The 18,388-nt window shown below is 62.2% G+C and carries 12 protein-coding genes, 1 tRNA gene and 1 pseudogene; 5 read left to right on the forward strand and 9 right to left on the reverse strand.

The genetic code is table 11. From position 1 onward, the window contains the following. Positions 1-281 precede the first annotated feature (281 nt). A complete protein-coding gene (locus VF629_RS25020) occupies positions 282-710 on the reverse strand; it encodes a hypothetical protein (protein ID WP_331061251.1) in 429 nt (142 codons plus the stop codon). 78 nt (positions 711-788) lie between these two features. Further along, complete coding sequence (locus VF629_RS25025) at positions 789-2,045, reverse strand: TCR/Tet family MFS transporter (RefSeq protein ID WP_331061252.1); 1,257 nt, start codon at positions 2,043-2,045, stop codon at positions 789-791. Positions 2,046-2,210: 165 nt separating this feature from the next. Between VF629_RS25025 and VF629_RS25030 the strand changes: the two genes are divergently transcribed. Next, the gene (locus VF629_RS25030) at positions 2,211-3,302 is read left to right on the forward strand and encodes an acyltransferase (RefSeq protein ID WP_331061253.1); all 1,092 of its coding nucleotides are present in this window, start codon (positions 2,211-2,213) and stop codon (positions 3,300-3,302) included. Between the two features lie 88 nt (positions 3,303-3,390). Here the strand turns inward: VF629_RS25030 and VF629_RS25035 are convergent, their stop codons facing one another. Continuing rightward, positions 3,391-4,044, reverse strand: coding sequence for a hypothetical protein (locus VF629_RS25035; protein WP_331061254.1), 654 nt, complete (start codon positions 4,042-4,044; stop codon positions 3,391-3,393). 175 nt (positions 4,045-4,219) lie between these two features. On the opposite strand from VF629_RS25035, the gene VF629_RS25040 reads away from it, so the two are divergent. Further along, positions 4,220-4,292, forward strand: a tRNA-Met gene (locus VF629_RS25040). Positions 4,293-4,818: 526 nt separating this feature from the next. Here the strand turns inward: VF629_RS25040 and VF629_RS25045 are convergent. Then, complete coding sequence (locus tag VF629_RS25045) at positions 4,819-5,664, reverse strand: RteC domain-containing protein (protein ID WP_331061255.1); 846 nt, start codon at positions 5,662-5,664, stop codon at positions 4,819-4,821. A 963-nt stretch (positions 5,665-6,627) separates the two neighbouring features. On the opposite strand from VF629_RS25045, the gene VF629_RS25865 reads away from it, so the two are divergent. Next, positions 6,628-6,831 carry a transposase gene (locus tag VF629_RS25865; protein ID WP_414653935.1) on the forward strand — a complete coding sequence of 68 codons (204 nt, stop codon included), beginning with the start codon at positions 6,628-6,630 and terminating at the stop codon, positions 6,829-6,831. Positions 6,832-6,985: 154 nt separating this feature from the next. After that, entirely contained in the window at positions 6,986-7,375 is a 390-nt protein-coding gene (locus VF629_RS25050; protein ID WP_331061256.1) for a hypothetical protein, read from the forward strand. A 126-nt stretch (positions 7,376-7,501) separates the two neighbouring features. Here the strand turns inward: VF629_RS25050 and VF629_RS25055 are convergent, their stop codons facing one another. Together VF629_RS25055 and VF629_RS25060 are read right to left on the reverse strand one after the other, a co-directional pair. Beyond that, positions 7,502-12,391, reverse strand: coding sequence for a reprolysin-like metallopeptidase (locus tag VF629_RS25055; RefSeq protein WP_331061257.1), 4,890 nt, complete (start codon positions 12,389-12,391; stop codon positions 7,502-7,504). 466 nt (positions 12,392-12,857) lie between these two features. Further along, complete coding sequence (locus VF629_RS25060) at positions 12,858-13,496, reverse strand: class I SAM-dependent methyltransferase (RefSeq protein ID WP_331061258.1); 639 nt, start codon at positions 13,494-13,496, stop codon at positions 12,858-12,860. A 314-nt stretch (positions 13,497-13,810) separates the two neighbouring features. On the opposite strand from VF629_RS25060, the gene VF629_RS25065 reads away from it, so the two are divergent. Continuing rightward, positions 13,811-15,703, forward strand: a complete 1,893-nt coding sequence (locus tag VF629_RS25065) for a right-handed parallel beta-helix repeat-containing protein (RefSeq protein ID WP_331061259.1) — start codon at positions 13,811-13,813, stop codon at positions 15,701-15,703. Positions 15,704-15,882: 179 nt separating this feature from the next. Here the strand turns inward: VF629_RS25065 and VF629_RS25070 are convergent, their stop codons facing one another. The 3 genes and pseudogenes from VF629_RS25070 to VF629_RS25085 form a co-directional block, all read right to left on the reverse strand. Beyond that, complete coding sequence (locus tag VF629_RS25070; protein ID WP_331061260.1) at positions 15,883-16,257, reverse strand: hypothetical protein; 375 nt, start codon at positions 16,255-16,257, stop codon at positions 15,883-15,885. Positions 16,258-16,335: 78 nt separating this feature from the next. Further along, complete coding sequence (locus tag VF629_RS25075; RefSeq protein WP_331061261.1) at positions 16,336-17,067, reverse strand: hypothetical protein; 732 nt, start codon at positions 17,065-17,067, stop codon at positions 16,336-16,338. Positions 17,068-17,169: 102 nt separating this feature from the next. Continuing rightward, positions 17,170-18,388 (reverse strand): annotated as a pseudogene (locus VF629_RS25085) (excinuclease ABC subunit A); the annotation flags it as partial.

Raw genomic sequence — 18,388 nt, forward strand, 5'->3', positions numbered from 1 at the left:
CGATTGTGTCGTAAATCTACGATAATTTCGTAATTAGGCAAACGAGTGTTGAGATAATAGGTTGCAGTAAAATGAAAAAGCGCGTTTTCCACCGGGAAAACGCGCTTTTTGGATGGAAATAATTTTTGTCCATTCCCACGGGACCTCACCCCCGGCCGCTCTCCCCAGGAGAGGGGAGCCTGACGAGTGCAGGCGAAAGTTGACGCTAGCGCCGCCGTAGCTCCCCTCTCCTGGGGAGAGGGGCCGGGGGTGAGGGGAACGCGGGAGAGCGTATGGGCTTGTTAGTGCACCTTGTCGGTCTGCTGAATCTGCAGCCAGCGAATGGCGGCCCCTTCGTCCCCGAAAAAAGAGATGGCGTAAGGCTTGTCGTCGTATGCTTCGGCCGATACGTAGCCCGGCTGGCTGACGATAGACTCGTGCAGGGCCGGGCCCACCAGGTAAGCCACGTAGAGGCGGCCCCCCAGGCGGCGGGCCATGTCGGGAAAGTAGACGTTGAGCAGCCAGAGCGTGGTTTCCGGGTCGTTCATGGTGCGGCGCCGAATGTCCTGGAGCCAGAAACGGGCCTTTTCCTGCAGGGCCCGGTCGGTCATTTGCTGGTACACGGCCGGCAGCTCGCGCGGGTGCGGCTGGTAGGCCCAGCGGCTCACGAGGATGTCGAGGTCGGCGCGGTGCGAAAAGTCAATGAGTGGCGCGGGGATGTCGGTAGGCATAAGCGAAAAGGACTGCGGTGGGTAGACTACGTGGTTTGCAGCGCTGTGGGTGCGATTTGCAAGCCGGCCGTAGCCCCGCTAATGCGCCGGCAGGGCTTTGGCCGATGTTGCCAAAGCATCCACCGGCGGGTGCCGGCGCAGCGAGCGCACCGCCAGCAGCACGCTGGCCAGGGCCAGCACGGCCCCCAGCAAAAACGGCGCCCCCGGAAACTGAACCGGCGCCGCCGGCCGCGTGAAATAGCCAAATAAATACGTCATCAGCAAAGGACCCACCACGCCCGTGGCGCTGATGAGGCTGGTGAGCGCGCCTTGCAGCTCGCCCTGCTCGTTGGCCGGTACCTGGCCCGAAATGGTGCTTTGCAGCGCCGGACCCGAGATGCCGCCCAGGCAGTAGGGCGCCAGAAAAGCCAGCATGAGCCAGCCCCGCGACGCGAAGGCAAACAGCACAAAGCCCACCGTGTAGCACAGCAGCCCCACCACAATGGCCCGCGCGGCGCCCAGCTTCGGGATGGCCACGCGCACCAGTCCGCCTTGCACGAGGCCCGAAAACAGGCCCACCACCGCCAGCGAAATGCCCACCAGCTTTTCCGTCCAGCCAAACTTGAGCATGGTGTAGAACGACCACACCGACTGCGTGGCCGAGCCCGCCAAGTACAGCAGCACCAGCGACGCCACCAGCCCCAGAATGGCCGGGTAGTGCCCCAGCCGCAGCAGCGAGGCCACGGGGTTGGCACGGCGCCACTCAAAGGGGCGCCGCTTGTCGGCGGGCAGCGACTCGGGGAGCACAAAGTAGCCGTAGAAAAAATTGCACAAGCTCAGCCCCGCCGCCACCATAAACGGCACCCGCGAACCAAAACCTGCCAGCAACCCGCCAATGGCCGGCCCCACAATGAAGCCAACCCCGAAGGCCGCGCCCACCAGCCCAAAGTTCTGGGCCCGCTTTTCGGGCGTGCTGATGTCGGCGATGTAGGCCGTGGCCGTGGTGAAGCTGGCCCCGGTGATGCCCGCCACCACGCGCCCCACAAACAGCCACGCCAGGGTAGGGGCAAAGCTCAAAAAGATGTAGTCAAGCCCCAGGCCCAACAGGGCGGCCAGCAGCACCGGCCGCCGCCCCAGCTTGTCGCTGAGCCCGCCCATCACGGGCGCGAAGCAAAACTGCGCCGCCGCGTAGGCAAACGTGAGCTGGCCCGAGTACTCCGAAGCCCGGCTCAGCCCCTCGCCGGTAAGCTGCTGAATGAGTTTGGGCACCACCGGAATGATGATGCCCAGCCCAATCACATCGATGAGAATGGTGACGAAGATGAAACCAAGGGCGGGCGGGCGTTTATCAGACATGGAAATAGCAAAGAATGGGGGGTGGACCCTGCTGGCCGGGTAAAGTTCCGTCAAAAAACACGCGGGCGCGCAGCGAAGCTCCTGCCTTGACTCCGTTCGGCCGGTTTCTGCCCGGGCAGAAGCGTATTTTGCGGGCCGCCCCGGCGGGATTCTCCACTACGCTTCATGCCCGCCGCGCCCCTCACTGCCCTTGCCTACCGTGCCGAACTTACTAGCCTTCGGGCGGTAGCCGTGGGCATTGTGCTGATTCAACACTGGCTCCGGCCCGCCTTTCCGCTGGGCGAACTCGGCCCCAGCATCTTTTTCGTGCTTAGTGGCTACCTCGTTTCGGGCATCATCTGGAAATACGACGCCTACGTGGGAGCGCCGGGGGGATGGCGGCGCCGGCTGGGCACGTTCTACCTGCGGCGGGGGCTGCGCATCGTGCCGTTGTACTACTTGGCCTTAGCGGGGTGCGCGCTGCTCCCGTTGGCCGCCGTGCGAGAGTCGCCGGGGTGGTTTCTGCTGCCAGGGGCCAACCTGCTGATTTACAAGCGTGGCGGCTGGCCCGATGGCATGGGGCATTTCTGGACTATTGCCATCGAGATGCAATTCTACTTGCTTTGGCCCATCATGTTGGGCATAATAGGCAAACGGATTAATTTCTTGCTGGCCCTGGTGGCGCTGTCCTGGCTATTTCGGGCGCTGTGGTCGGCTTGGGTAGGGCCGAGCATGGTGCACCTGCTGTTGCCCACCAACATTGATTTGTTTGCGCTGGGAGCGTTGCTGCGGCTGGAACCGTCGTGGTTGGCGAGCGTTGCCAAGGGCTGGTACGTGCTGCTGGCCTGGCTCGGTTGGATTGCCCTACGTTTGCTGCCGGATTTTACGGGTGCCTGGGCTGCGGGCTGGGCCAGTAGCCAAGCCATTTGGCTGGCAATGGCAGATTTTTTGACCATTGGCTGGCTGCTGTGCGCATCCGGTGCTGGCCAGCGTTTGGGCTTGCACCATCCCGTAGTGCAGTGGGTCGGCAAGCGCAGCTACGCGATGTATCTGTTTCATTTGCCGTTGCTGGTTTTCTGGCAGCGCCTGGTTTACCACCTAGTGCCCGATGCCAGCGGCCGCAGTTTCTGGATGGGAGCAGGCCCCCTCCTGGTGGTCCTCCTTCCAGTGCTAGCCATCATAAGTGCCGCCTCCTGGCGTTTCGTGGAAGCTCCAATTGATAAAATCAAGGAGCGATTTCGGTACGCCTTCAAGCAGCCGGCGCCCAAACACGCGTAGCGCTGCATCCGTCGCCGCCGAGGCAAGAACGCCATTAGCGCCGCTCGTACCTCAAACTCCTACATACAAGGCCGCAGCAGTGTGCCGCTCAGGCCTCGTTGCTGGCACCCAACACTGCCAACGGCAGCGGCGGCCCGGCGTCGACCAGCCGCTGCTGGGCGCTCAGGCCCACATCCAACAAGTCCTGCATCAGGCCCTCGCCGGCCGCTTCGGGCGAGTAGGTGTCGGTGGTGGTGCTCACCACCAGCACCGGCCGCTCCGGCAACGCCACCAACGTGGCTCGCCGGTCAATCTCGGGCGGAAACACGGCGGCGTACAGAATCAATCGGTCGTAGTCCACGCCGTTGCTTGCCAGCCACCGGCAGGCAGCCGCCGCCCCGTGGCCGTAGCCCAGCACCGTGAGCGGCGTGCCCGGCGGGCAGCCCGCCAACACTTCCTGCACGAGGCCATTGAGGTAGGTGCCAAGGTCGGCGAGGTCGGCCAGCAGCGAGTCGGCCGCAAACCAGGTAGCCCCCGTCCGTGGGACTTCGCCGTTGATAACCGGCAGTTCGTGCCGACTCAGGGCTTCGGGCAGCACCAGCAGGCGCTCGGGCGTGTCGAGGTTGGCGAGTTGTTGGGCGAGGTCGGCCACGGGTTGGCCGTGGTCGTGCAGGCACACCCACACGTGCTCGATGGCCGGCCCGGGCTCGCCCAAGCTCAGGTACCGGGCCGTGCGCGGCGTGGTGAAGGAAAGCGGGGTCATAACGTGGACAAAATATCAGAACTAAGCACCACTCTATACGACCAGCGCCGCCCCGTCGCCTGAAAAGCCCGGTTTTTTTGTGGCTGAGTACCACGGCTTCACCCCCGCCACGGCGCTCAAATGAGTTTTTTTGTGGAATTACCCAAAAGTTACCTTACCTTTGTATCACAAACAGTGCGGGGTGGAGCAGTTGGTAGCTCGTTGGGCTCATAACCCAAAGGTCACTGGTTCGAGTCCAGTCCCCGCTACCTAAAAGGCCGTTTTCCATAGGGAGAACGGCCTTTTTTCTTTCTAAGGGTACGCGTAGGAGTACACGCCTTACCTAGTGAGTATGGATGCAGCATAAAACTTGTTCTTCTCTCACTGGCTCAACCGTGGGAGTATGCGGTTCCCTAACTCGCCAAGTTGGCAACCAGCAGCGACCGGAGTAGCTTATTTCTCCAATATGTGTGGCTTCCTGAACAAGCCAGCCATTGGCCAAGGCATCGCGCAGGGTAGCCGCCGGGTTACAAGCCCCAGTCAGTTCGAGCAAGTGCAGCGCTTGCGTTGGCAAGTAAAGAGTATCAGGCGCTAGGCAGTATAATAACGCGGTTGCGGCAGTTGGAGCCACAGTTTTAATTGAATCGAAGCGATGGTAACACGTTAGAAGCTCATAGTGATTCGGCCGCAGGTCCTCTTGGGTGATATGCATCCTATGGGTAGCACTGGTATACTTACAGTTGCTGCCACAAAGCGACTACTTCACCTGATTGGAAGCGCTATACTAAGCGCCTGCTAAGCAGTGTTTTTCTTCTCACGTTTTCTCTTGCGCCGGTCTGCCTCACTTTCGTCCTTACGGTTCATGTATTGTACAAAAGCTTCCCGCAGTTGGTCGAGGAGGGGAGTAATTAGGCCGCCTGGCTTCCGCTTTTGAATGGTTTGTAAGTGTGTAGCTGGATTGTCCCCTAGTTCTATACCGAACAACTCTCCCAGTTTTTTTACAGCCCCCGCCCGATTAGGCGCGGCTACTACTCCGCTTTCAAGTAAGGAATACCCTAGCTCAACTAATTCGGCCTTGCTACCCTGCCATGCTAATGGCACAGTCTTGCTGACTTGTACCTCTTGAGCTGTAGCCAACCGTTGCTCATATCCCTTCAGCCAGTCAATAGCGGCATTCAAGCGCGGTATTTTGATGTGATTAGCTTCGGGTGAGGCTTCAATGGTCAGTTCGTGTACCCGTTCCTGCAATATCTGCCAGTGATACCGAACGTAGTACGCGTCGACAGGCCGCCAATAAATAAATCTATGTTTGTCAACTACCCAAACGTTTACCCTTAACTCTATACTATATAAGGGAGTGTCCTCAACGAGCCCAGCAAAACGGGTTGGCCAGCCTGCTGAGTAAGGTATGTGCGCTCCGTTTTCATCTTGAATGCGTTCAAGCAGGTCATTCGCTTCTTCATCGCTTAAGTCACTCTTTTCGATGTGTTTCCACCAAGCATCCGTAATGAACTCATCAACCTCTTTAGCTGTAATGCCTTTTAAGTCAAGTTTTAAAAATTCACTCAATGCGTAGTTGGATGCCCTGATGAAACCCTCTTCCTCTCGGTCCTCGTCAGGCAGTTGATATAAGTAATCCATAGCTCGATAGTATGCTAGTCGCAGATAAGATTGGCTTGTCTTAGGGGCGGCGTCTGAATGTGGCCTACCGGGTCAACAGGATTCAGTGCCCCAAATACTGCGCCTTTGCCAGCGGCCCCGGTAGGTCAGTTTTCACACATACAGCCCCTGTTTCGTTTTAACTCAACTAGGCACACGTACAGAAAACCCGGCACTGAGCGCGGAGGATGATACAATGAATTTCATAGTAAGTTATGTTTTCTAAGGATAGCCTTACTAAAAAACTAACGGAATAAAAAACTGACGTTCTTGACAATAGGCGGAAACACCCCTATTATCTTTGGCATATCACACGAGTAGTCCCACACCGGGTGTCGCGTTTTCCTGATAGAGGGAAAAGCGAAGCCCCTGCGTTGTGGCGACGCAAGGGCTTCAAGAAGTGGGTGGCTGTACACCCTTTCTTCTGACTCAATGAAAAAGGACCGTGTGCTAAAACTACTGAAAGCGGCTGCTGTGGCTGTCTTTTTAGGGTTAATGGGTGGCTTAGGAAAAGGCGTTGGCCTTCTCCTTGTCACTCATCTTCTCCGGTAACTCCGGTAGTTTGACTGAGGCAGTCTGGCCGTGTGCTGGGCTGCCTCTTTTTTGTGGAGTGTTTCACAAATCTAGGCAATGTTTACGAATCCTGGACAGCATTCGTTCAAATTGATTTGATACTTGCGCGCTATTTGTGGCCTATAACCCTCTGGCATACAGTGCCGCTGTTTCCAATATCTGCTATTTGGTTAAACAAATAGACTTGATAAGTTCTACTCAAGCTGAAAAGAGCCAGGGAAAAGGAAGCCAGTGTTAGTCATTGCTGGGCTCCATACAATCGGTGTAGAGGTACGGTAAGCCTTCGGAATCGGCTCGGCAAGAGCCGAACTGGATAGCCTCGCGCAGCCCAGCAGCCAACGCCTTAGAAGCTGTTTGAGTTAAATCCGGGGTATGGAAGATATAGCGCAGCGCACACGGTATAGTTCCGACCTCTCATCTCGTAATTGGCAGTGGTTGGAGCCGCTGTTGCGGGTGCGTCGGCGGAGCAAGCGGACGCTAACAGAAGGGGGCAATGCAGTGCTGTATGTGCTCGAAAATGGGGGGTTGTGGCGCGACTTACCCGGTGGTTTCCCGCCCTGGGGCACGGTATACTAGTATTTTACCAAGTGGCAGCAGGAAGGCATCCTGGACGAGCTTAACACGTACTTGACTGTAGATTGCCAGGAAAACACCCCCAGAAAGCGCAGCCTAGCTGTGTCATAATTGACACACAAAGCGTCAAAAATGCGGCGACGGCTGCGGGGCCACGGTGGGTTTCAACGCAGGCAAACTGGTCAAGGAGCGCAAGCGCCTGGTAGTGATTGACACGCTGGGCAACGTGCTGGCCATCCGAGTGGTGGCAGCCAATGTGTCGGACGCGGCGGCCATCACGTTCTGGGATGAGGCCGCCGCCCGGCACCCGCTGCTCGGCCAGGGGCCGGTGGTGATGGGCGACAGCTCATTTGCTGGGCTCTTCACCGACCAGGTGCGGCAGCACTACGGCTTGCAGTTCGAGAAGCCGGCGCGTATTGTGCTGGAAAAGAATAACTTTTGCATTCATAAAAAGCGCTGGCTCGTCGAGCGCTCCTTGACTTGGCTCAGCGCCAATCGCCCCTTATCGAAGGAATATGACCGCCTCTTGACACGGGCCAACGCTTGAATAACATGGGCTAACGTTCGCCGCATCCTCAAATTTTGCTAACTCAAACAGCTTCTAATTCGCTATACTAAAAAGACCCGGCCAATTGGCCGGGTCTTTTTGCTATGAGCAAGTGCGTTGTGCCGGCTACTCAATCACCACGCGCTTGGTGACGGTGGCGGCCCCGGCTTGCAGGCGCAGCAGGTACACACCGGTGGCGAGCTCAGCGGTTGGCACCACAAAGAGGGCGCCGCTGGAGGGCAGGGCGACGGACTGCCGGCGCACCACTTGGCCCAGCACGTTGAGCAATTCGGCTTCGACGCGGCTGGCGCTGCCCACCGCGGGCACGGCCACCGTGAAGCTGGCGCGGGCCGGGTTGGGGTACACCGTAACCTGCGTTGCGGTCAGCGCGGGCTGGGTGGCCAGGGCCGTGGCTGGGCGCAGCACAATGGCGAAGCGCCCACCCGCCGCCGTGGGCGTGGCCAGCGTGAAGGTGTAGCGCGTGCCACTCGCCAGGGGAAGCAGGTTCCCGGTGGCAGCATCGCGCAGGAACACGGCCGTGGTGCCGAAATTGGCCAGGTCGGTGGCCTCCAAGGCGAAGCTACCGGCGGCGGGCACGTCCAGCGCCAGCGGTATCGCTACCTCGGCGGTGCCGGCCAGCGGGGCCAGGCCCTGAATGGCGAGCGCCGTGCCCGCGGCGAGCGAAGCCAAGTTCAGGCCGGTGGTGTTGGGCAGCTTCACGGCATCGTACTCGGCATCGACGCCGGCCGTGGCCCCCGCCTGGAGGTAGAGGAAGGTCTCGTCGGTGAGGCTGGCGCCGGCCACGCGCAAGTGCAGTTGCGGACGCGAGTCGGCAGTTTGGCGGCCAAAGGCGTTCTGGGCGCCAAAGGTGGTGACGCGGTTGGCGTTGGTCAGGTTCACGGCGCCGGGCGTGCCGGCCGCGGCTACCTGCACGAAGTAGCCCGAGCCCGCCTCAATCAGCGGCGACGCGCCCCCAATGCCGTTGAGGTACGCGCGGTAGGCGCCGGCGTACTGCCCGGTGCTTTGGTACACGTACATGGCGGCGCTGACCCCGGGGCGCTGGGAGGCGGCCACGGTGCTCCAGTCCAGCGGCGAGGGGTAGGGGTTGCCCAACAGCTGCCAGCCCGCCGCATCGGTGGCGTTGGTCCGCGTGAGGGGGCCCGAGCTTTGGTCGCCCGTGTTGAAGGTGCCCGTGAAGCGTACCGGCCGGGCGGTGGCCGGGGCATTCACGGTGTAGCCGCGGGTGGGCTGCATGGGGTCGCTCAGGCTGGCGGGCGAAAACCAGCCCTTGTCGAAGTCGCTGTAGGTGGAGGCTACCGTGGCAATGCGGCTCTCATCGTACCCGAATATCGTGGGGAAGGGCGCCACCGCACTGGGCGTAGCGCTGGCATTGTACGCCGGATTCACCACGGGCACAAAGCCGCCCGTGCGCAGGCTGTCGAAGGCCACCGCCCGGACGGGCGAGCTAAAGTGGCGGTAAGCAGGCCCGGCGGTTACGCCGCCCGTCAGGGCGCGCTGCATGGCGCCGCCGGTTCCGTTTACCACGCCGCCCGTGTTATCGACCAGTGCGGTGCCCGTGGCCGACGAGCGGAGCAGCAGGCGGCGGGTGCCGAGGGTCAGGTTGCCGCTTTGCAGGCGCAGCACCTGGGCCACGTTTACGCCGTTGGTGAGGCTGAGGCCCGCGCTGTTGTTGACGGTGAGGTTGCGCACGCTGCTGGGCAGCAGCGCCCCCGTTACCTGGGCCGCGGCGGCGGCATACACGTAGTTGGCGCCCGTGCTGAGCGACAGCGGCGCAGCGGGGAACAAGAAGCCGCCCGAACCGGTGTTGGTGATGCCAGCGGTGTTGGTTTCGATGAGCGTGGCCCCGGCTTCCAATACAAAGCGGCCCGCGCCTTGGATGTAATAGTCGGTCGCATCGGTTTGCACCGAGCCGCCACTTTGCACGGTCATGACACCGCCTACAATCAGGTTGTCGTTGAGGGTGGCCGCGCCGGTGCCGGTCACCGTCACGTTGAAGTACGCCCCGCCCACTACCTGCGGCGTGCTGACGATGAGGTCGGTCAGCGTCCGGACGCAGAGGGTGAAGCTGCCGGTGCCCTGCGCGCCGTTGTAGGCGAAGTAGCGCACGTAGTACGTGTTGCCCGCCACGAAGCCGGTGAGCGCGACGGTTTCGCTGCCGTTGGGGCCGGCCACGTCCGCGCAGCCCAGGCTGCTCAGGGTGCCGCAGCTGCCGCTGAATACTTCCAGCACGCCGTCGAAGGCGCTGGTGGCCGTGACGCCGTAGGTGGGGCCGTTGGCCACGAAGCTGTACCACACGTCGTTGGCCGAAGAGCTGGTGGCCCCGCTGCACGCGCTGGCCGGCTGCGACTCGGTGGCCCCGAGCACGCTGCCCGCCGTGGTGACGCAGGTGGTGCCCGCCGGGAGCGCCACGGCGCCCGCGCACTCGTCGTTGAGGGGCCGCGTGGTAAAGGTCAGCGTTTCGGTGCCGGTGAGGCCTGCGCTGGTGCAATTGCTCGTGATGGTGACGGTGTAGGTGGTGCCCGCGGCCAGGCCCGTCAGGTTGAGGGGCGAGGCCGTGATGGTCTGGGTGGTGGTGGCCGGGGAGGTCGTCACGGTGTAGTCGGCTGGGTTGGACGTGCTGGCCGTGAACGACACGCTAGCCGCCGAAGTCGTGGTGCTCACGAGCTGCAGGTTGGTGGCCGGATTGCACACCGGCGGCGACAGCGTGCTGAAGGCAACGGCCGTCGCGGTTGATAGGCTGCCCGCGCCGCAGTCGCCCTGGACGAACACCGTGTAGGTCAGGCCGGGCGTCAGGCCCGTGAGGCTGGCCGTGGTGCCGGTCACGGTCTGGGTCGTGGTGGCCGGCTCGGTGCGAATGGTGTAGCTGGCGGCCCCGCTGGCTCCAAAGCTGAGGTTGGCCGAGGTGCGGGTGATGTTGCTAACCGCCGGACTGGTCGGCGCGGCGCAGGCCGTGCCGGTGGTGATGGCGAAGTTCTCGTTCGAAATGTCGAAGAAGTAGTTGTCGGCCGCTTCCACCATGATGCGGGCCGTGGTGGTGGCCACGTTGGGCAGCGTCACGTTCTCTGAGCCGTCGTTGGCGGTGCCGCTCAGCAACAGGGTGGGGTAGGTGAGGCCGCCGTCGGTGCTGAGGCGAATGTTAACGGTCGCGCAATTCACGTCGTTGGCGGTGGTGCCGGCCTCGTTCCAGGTAATGGCCTGGCTGCTGCCGCCCGCCCAGCTGATGCCCGCCGCGTCGGGGGCCGTCACGAGGAACGGGCCGGCGGCGGCGGTGCTGCTTAGCGTGACTATGTCGCTGCTGTTTACGCCGCCGATGATGCCCTGGCTGCCGTTGTTCTGGTCGCGCACCGTCACCCGAAACCGGAGCGGGCGCGTTACCGTGGGCAGGCGCTCGCCCAGCACGGTCGTGTTGTTCACGAGGCTGGCCAGGCGCGGGAAATAGCGGGTACCATCCGTGGTGGGGTTAAACGAGCGAAAAATGGGAACGGAAGCGTTAGTGACCTGGGCCGCCGTGGGCGAACCAGCGGCTCCCAGGTCGTATTCCTCCCAGCAGTAGCTCAAGGCGTCGTCGTCGGGGTCGAAAGCGCTGGCCGTAAGCTTGAAGGGCGTGCCGACGGGCAGCACTTTGTTGCTGGCGGGCAGCGTGATGCGCGGCGGCGCGTTGCCCGAGGCCGTGGTTACGGCGCAGCTCGTGGTGGCGATGTAGGCCTGAATCTGCTCGTAGCTGGCGATGTGGAAGTAGGGGTCGGAGTTGCGTTGCAGGTTGTTGGCCGTGCCGCAAATGCCCGCGTAGGCCATGATGGTCGTGCCCGAACCCGGCTCGTAGGCATTGGCCGCGCTGCGGGTGGTGCCGGCGCAGCTGCCGGTGTTCCCGTTGAAGGTGTGGCTGCCGCCAAATTGGTGCCCTATCTCGTGGGCCACGTAGTCGATGTCGAAGGCGTCGCCCACCGGCGACGACGTGCCGGTGGTGCCCCGGGCTTTCTGACCGTTGCGGCACACCACGCCCAGGCCCGCCACCCCGCCGCTGGCCGTGCTAAACACGTGCCCAACGTCGTAGTTGGCCGACCCGATGAGGGCGTCGATGTTGGCTTGGTTTTCGGCCAGCAGGGCGTTGTTGGCGTTGCCGTTGGTGTAGGGGTCGGTGGCTGCGTCGGCATACACCAGCGCGGCGTTGTTGGCCACCAGCACCAAGCGCACGGCCAGTTCCTTCTCGTACACGCCCACCACGCGGTTTACCGACGTGACGATGCCGGCGAATGCGCCGCTCACGGTGCCGCCCTGGAAGGCCGTGTATTCGCCGGTAGCGGCCACGGCCAGGCGGTAGGTGCGCAGCACCGGGCCGCTGGTGCGCTGGGCCGTTTTGCCGGCGCCCGTGCCGAGCGGCAGGGCGCCCGAGTCCTTGGTTCCGCACTCAACCTGGCGGCCCGGCATGTCGCGCCGCCAGAAGCTCAGGTAGTGCGAAGTGTTGGTTTTGGTGGTGGGGTCGATGAAAAAGTCACCGGTCTTGGCCGATAGCACCTGGGCGTGAAAGCCGCGCGGCGTCAGGTCGAGCCGCACCGTGGCCCCCGCATCGTCGAGGCCGACCCCCACATACGTTTTGATGGTGGGAAACTGCGCCGCCAGGGCTGGCGCCATGATGGGCGCTTCCCGCACCGCAAAGCGGGCGTTGGTGCCGTCGGGCCGGGGCAAAACGAGCACCAGCGGTTTGGCACCGCGCAGGCTTTCGAGGGGCGCCGTGGCCAGGGCCGTCCGCAGGCCCGGTTCGTTGAGGGTGAGGGCGCGGGAAGCCGTGAGGGCCGCCGCCAACGGCGACGCCGACGCCGCCCGACGCGCCGCGACATCGTCGCGGAAAAAGCCCGCCGAAGCCGGCCCCTGCTGAGCCTGAGCCGCGATGGCCAGCAGCACGCCCAGTACCCCTAGCAGGAGGCGAGGCCGAAGAAGAATGGACGCCACTTCCCGTAGGTAGTCGGCGAATAAGCGCACGTAATGATTTATCATGAGGGAAAGGAAACGGCCGGTGAACAGGAGTGAATGCTACCAAATATACAGGTAGTTGTTACTATAGACTGGACCATTAGCCTTATTCTAATGCCAATGGGTAGAACAGCCCAGTCAGAACAGCCACCGTGACGCCTTAATCTACTGTCCCTGAATCAAAAGAGACGAGTCCGCAGCTGCCCGTTGCGTGCAACAAATTCACGCCTGCTTTCAAGGCCGAAGGCATCCAGCTGCTGACTGCCGGAGCGCGGCAACCCCACGCCGCCGTGGCCGGGCAATGCCCAGGCCGTCGCCCAGCACTTTGCACTGCTCGGCCACGATGTAGGTCTTGCCGTTCGAGCCGCGCACGATTGGGGGTAGTTAACGAAGCCGTCTTCCACGCTCTGGCGGGCTTTGGCGGCCACTTCGTTGTGCCAGCCGTAGTTCTTCACGGCCATCGGTTTGCGCCGGTATCAAGCCAAGAGCTTCAGCGCGGGGCCACCCGGGCCACCACGGCAAAGAGCGGGTCGGAGCGGCCGGGCGGACGGGGGCTGCGGTCGAGTAGCTCGATGCCGTGCCAGCCGCCGGCTGCTTGCAGGTACTGCTGCACCAAGGCCAGGTGGCCGCGGTCGTCGAGGTGGTGCCAGGCGGCAATGGCTTTGCTGGGGAAGCAGCGGTTGGAGAACGTGATGACGAGCGGAGCGTCGGGCCGCAGCACGCGGGCCAGCTCGCGCAGCACCGCCACGGGTTGGGTGAGGTAGTCAATGGACACGCAGATGGCAGCCCCGTCGAACTCCTGGTCCTGAAAAGGCAGGGCGGGCTGCTGGTTGAGGTCCTGCACCACGTAGGATGCGAGGCGGGGGTTGGCTTTGAGCTCGGCTTCGTTCATGCCCAGGCCTACCACGCGGCGGTAGGGCACCTCGGCGGGTAAGTGGCTCACCCAGCTGCTCATCAGGTCGAGCAGGTCGGTGTTGGGCGGGAAATACTCCCGGTAGAGCTGCGTGACGGCCGCAATGGCTTGGTCGTCGATGTGCGTCACGAAGCGCGGGTGGTGGTAGAACTCGGCGTCGGTGCTTTCGTCTTGGCGGCGAAAAAGGTGCGGCGGGAAAGGCTGGTTGGCGTCCATGATAAGGTCCTGCGAAAGGTGGAGCACTAACAATCGGCACGCTCGCCAATTGGTTTGCTCAGTATTCACAGGATTACCAAAGTCGTTGCAGGCTTCGCTATTTTAGCTGGTCATCCCGAGCTTGCGAAGGACCTTGTCACGCTTGTGTGAATTCAGCTTACTGCCACCAGTTCAGGCGTGGTAAGGTCCTTCGCAAGCTCAGGATGACAGTATGCTTAAAGTGCTGAACGGCTGGCTAAGTGCCTTACCTCTTCAGCCTATGCTTTATTTGCCCGTGATGCGGGCCGTCCGGTAACGAACTTGATTTTGCAGACATGAGGGAGCAAGGAGTGCGTCCGGTAATTCGGGTGGTTCGATGGGTGACGGTGGCTTTCCTGCTGCTAAGCGGCGCCACCGCCGGGCACGCACAAGCCGTGCTGCGCAAGGACTTGAAGCGGGACTTTGGCGCCGTCGGCGACGGCAAAACCAACGACCAGGCCGCCTTCGAGCGCGCCGCTGCTTTCTTCAATCAGCGGGCGGCCGCGGCCACTGGGCCCAATGGGCCCGCGGAGCTGCGCATTCCAAAAGGCGTGTACATCGTGGGGCGGCAAAACGCCAACGGCAAGGGCGAAAACGTGCTGGCCCTGACCAGCTGCCGCAACCTGGCCATCGTGGGAGAGGACAGCGCCACCACCGAAATTCGCTTTGCCGACGGCATGCGCTACGGCGCCTTCGACCCCACCACCAACCAGCCTTTCGAATCGGCTTCGGCCTATTTTGTCGATTGGAATTATGGGGCCTTCAGCAACACGGTCATCGTGCTTCAAAAGTGTGACCAAGTGCGGGTTGCCAACCTGGCTCTGAACGGCAACAGCGCGCGGCTGGCGCTGGGTGGACACTGGGGCGACACCGGTATTCAACTGGCCAACGACGGCATTTTCGTGCAGGACTCGCGCCGCGTCACCATGCGCAACCTGGCCATACACCACTTCGGGCGCGACGCCATTCAGGTGCTCAACCGCTTGGCTAAAAGCGTGGACGACCCCGACCGGGAGGACATCGTGCTGGAAAATTCTACCTGCGACTACAACGGCCGGCAGGGCCTCTCGCTGACGGGAGTGAACGGCTTCCGAGCCGTCAACTGCAGTTTCAGCCACACGGGGCGCGTGAAAAACCTGGGCAGCGGGCATGTGCTTTTTTCCAACCCCGCGGCCGGCGTCGATGTTGAGCCGGAAGGCGGCTACGGGACCAACATTGAGTTCATCAGATGCCGCTTAATTGACAACGGCGGCCAAGCGTTGGTGTCGGACCGGCCCGGCGGCCGCGCCCCGGCCATCACCAAAAACGTCCGGCTGACGGCCTGCACGCTCTGGGGCACCACCAACTGGGCGGCCTGGGTGACGCAGCCCGGGTTTCTGTTTCAAGACTGCTCGTTCCACGGCGCCTTTGTGCACGGCTGCGACGCGGCCACGGCTGCCGAAGCCACCCAGTTTCGGGGCTGCACCTTCGAAGACACGCCCTACGCCGGCCGGCCCGCCATGGGGCCTTTCCTGCTGTTCTCACACCAGCACGCGCGCCAGATGAGCTTCACCAACTGCCGCTTCGTGGGCACGCACGATTACTTCATGCACGCTACGCCATGGCGGGGCGACTCGACGGGCTTCGTATTTCGCGGCTGTGAGTTTGTGGCGAACCAGGCCCGCCCGCCGCAGGGGGCCCAAGACTACCTGAGCGGGGCCGTTTTCACGGGCCGGAGCGTGTTTCGCGACGGGCCGCGCCGCACCGCGCCGGTCCGCACGGAGTTCCACCTGGGCAGCGACACCGTGGCGGCCCGCACCACCTTGCTGGCTCCCGGGCGGCTGGAATTCTTGTCGCGCAATTCCTACTACCTCGTGCAAGGCAAGTTCGACGTGGGCCGGCAACCCGCTCGTTCGCAAGACTCGGCGCGGGTGGTGGTGGGCGCCGCCAACGTGCTGGCCCTGCACGCAAAAGCGCCCGGCGCAACCGAGCTATACATTGGTCCTTCCTCCCGCGTCATCATCAAAAAAGACGGTGCCTTGGAATTGCAGCGCTACACCAAAATAGTGGTAGCAGGCCGCCTGGAGGTCGAGAAAGGAGCCTATTTCTATTCCGACCCGGAGGCCACCGTCAGCACCGTGGGCCGCGGCAAGCTGCTGGTGGCGCCCGGCGCGTTGCGAACCAAGCATCCCACGCTGGCGGTGGAGTAGTACAGGTTTATGACTTGCCCAATAGTAGCAAAAAGGCCGTCATGCTGAGCGGAGTCGAAGCATCTCTACTGCTGTACTAAACCTGATTAGTGGCGCAGTAGAGATGCTTCGACTCCGCTCAGCATGACGGTGAACTGGTTCTTGGGCTATGTTCTTGGCTTGACTGACAACGGTTGGATTCAAGGCTTTTTCGTGGCCGGGAAACGGCGGGCTTGCTCGGTCACATAGAAGGCGGCTTCCTGGCGGTAGGCCTCGTGGTTCCATTTGGGCACCACGGCGGCGGCCTGGCGGGCGGCTTGCTCTATTACATCGGCCTGCACGGGGAGAAGCACCGTGGCGGTGTCGGTCAGCAGGCCCAGATAAGCCCTTTGTAATAGTGTTTCCAACCGCAGTATTTCGGCTTGGCCCGCCCAAGGCAATTTCTCGACCGGCGTGCGCAGGCGCGGAAACGAACGGCCCTGGTAAGTTGCCTGGGGAGCATCAGGCTGCCGCGTGCTGCTCGGCGGACTCGGCGGAGCTTGGGCGTGCAACTCTGAAGCTCCGATACAGAGCATGCAGGCAAGCAAGGCGGACTTTAAGTAGAGAGCAGCCATGCGGTCGTTTCAATCAAAATACCTGAGCAGAAGCTCTGACTACGGCAGAGGCTGGCGCGACACATACACCACCGCTGGCCAGCTTACAGTTGGGTCGATGGCTTTGCCCTTGTCGTCAAAGCGCAGACCGGAAGCACCCACGTACAAGCGGCGCTGGGCGTCAAGATGCAGGCCATTGAGGTAGTGCCGGCTCGGCAGGCGCACCGGTGTTTCGGTGCCGCCAGCGGAGCGCAACAAGTCGGAAGCAAGCACCAGCTTTGACGAGGAATTGGGCATGGCTTGAAAATTTTCCTGCGTGCGGTAGGCGACGCTGCCGGCGGTTAGTTGGCCAATCGGTTGACTGAACGCACGGGCCTTATAGTACCCGTTGGGCAGCAGCGTGAAGCGTGCCCAGGTCTGGCCAAAATTCGTTGAGTAGAACTCCGCGTTGATGGCTGTCTTCCGCCCCTGGCTATCAGTACCGGAGAAATTGAGTGAAAAAATGGTGTCGTTGCGCATCACGAAGCCGAACATGGCGCCGGCGGAATTCTGCGTCTCCTGCCAGGTTTTGCCCCGGTCAGAAGAGACGTACACTTGCGCCTTAGTTGATACCACGAGGGTCTTATCGATATCGCCAATTATCGAATAAGCTTCGTCACCTGAAAACTTGGTGGGAATTTCCAGCTTTATCCAGTCCGGGTCTTCGGCTTCGCGGGGGGCCAGTTTGGGGTCGTCTTTTTGGCAGGCCGCGGCGAGCAGGCCAATGAATAGAAGTGGTAGAAAGCGTTTCATTGGCAGAGCGAACTGGGAGAAGTGAAAGGATTTTGGGCAAGGTAAACACGGTGAGGCAACGTTGATTGTCTGAGCAATAACCCAAGGCGTCGTCAGCAGAAATTAGCTTCTGAGGAATTCCCTCAAATACGGCGCCGTGCGGCTTGCCTTCACCTTGGCCACGTCCCGCGGCGGGCCGGCGGCTACCACGCGCCCGCCTTCCTCGCCCGCGCCGGGGCCGATGTCGATGACCCAATCAGAACCCGCCACCACGCGCATGTCGTGCTCTACCACGATACCGTGTTGCCGGCTTCCACCAAGCCTTCGAGCTGCACCATGAGTTTTTCCACGTCGGAGGGGTGCAGGCCGGTGGTGGGCTCGTCGAGGATGTAGAGCGAGGTGCCGCGGCCGATGCGCTGCAGCTCGGTGGCGAGCTTGATGCGCTGGGCCTCGCCGCCGCTGAGCTCGGTGGCCGGCTGGCCGAGGCGCAGGTAGCCCAGGCCCACTTCGCGCAGCACGGTGAGGGCGCGGTGTACGGGCGGCTCGTCGGCGAAGAACTCCCAGGCGTCGTCCACGGTCAGGCCCAGCACTTCGGCGATGTTCTTGCCGCGGTACTGAATTTCGAGGGTTTTGGCGTTGTAGCGGGCGCCGTGGCACACGGGGCAGGGCGCGTACACGCTGGGCAGGAACAGCAATTCCACCATCACGAAGCCTTCGCCCTGGCAATTTTCGCAGCGGCCCTTGGCCACGTTGAAGGAGAAGCGGCCGGCGTCGTAGCGGCGCTTGCGGGCGTCGGGGGTGGCGGCAAACAGCTTGCGCACGTGGTCGAACAGGCCGGTGTACGTGGCCATGTTGGAGCGCGGCGTGCGGCCAATGGGCTTCTGGTCGACGCGCACCAGGCGCTTGACGTGCTCCAGGCCGGCGGTAATCTGACCTTCGGTCAATGAAGAATGAGGAGTTAGGAATGAAGAATAGTCGTCTGCATCGTCGTTTTCAGCGCCGGATTCCTCGTTCTTCATTCCTAATTCGAGCGCGACTAGCTCAACCAAAACCTGACTTACCAGGCTGGACTTGCCGGAGCCGGATACGCCGGTGATGGTAGTGAACACGCCCAGCGGAAACTCCACGTCGAGCTGGTTGAGGTTGTTGCGCGTGATGCCGGCCAGCTTCAGCCAGCCAGTGGGCGTGCGGGGCGGCCGGGCAGGCAGCGCGGGCGCGTCGAAGAGGAACTGGCGTGTCTGCGATTCGGCTACGGCTTTCAGGCCTTCGGGTGGGCCGCTGTAGAGGATGTGGCCGCCTTTTTCGCCGGCGGCCGGGCCTACGTCCACCAGCCAGTCGGCTT

This window comes from Hymenobacter sp. (genome assembly GCF_036388155.1).
Taxonomy (GTDB): domain Bacteria; phylum Bacteroidota; class Bacteroidia; order Cytophagales; family Hymenobacteraceae; genus Hymenobacter.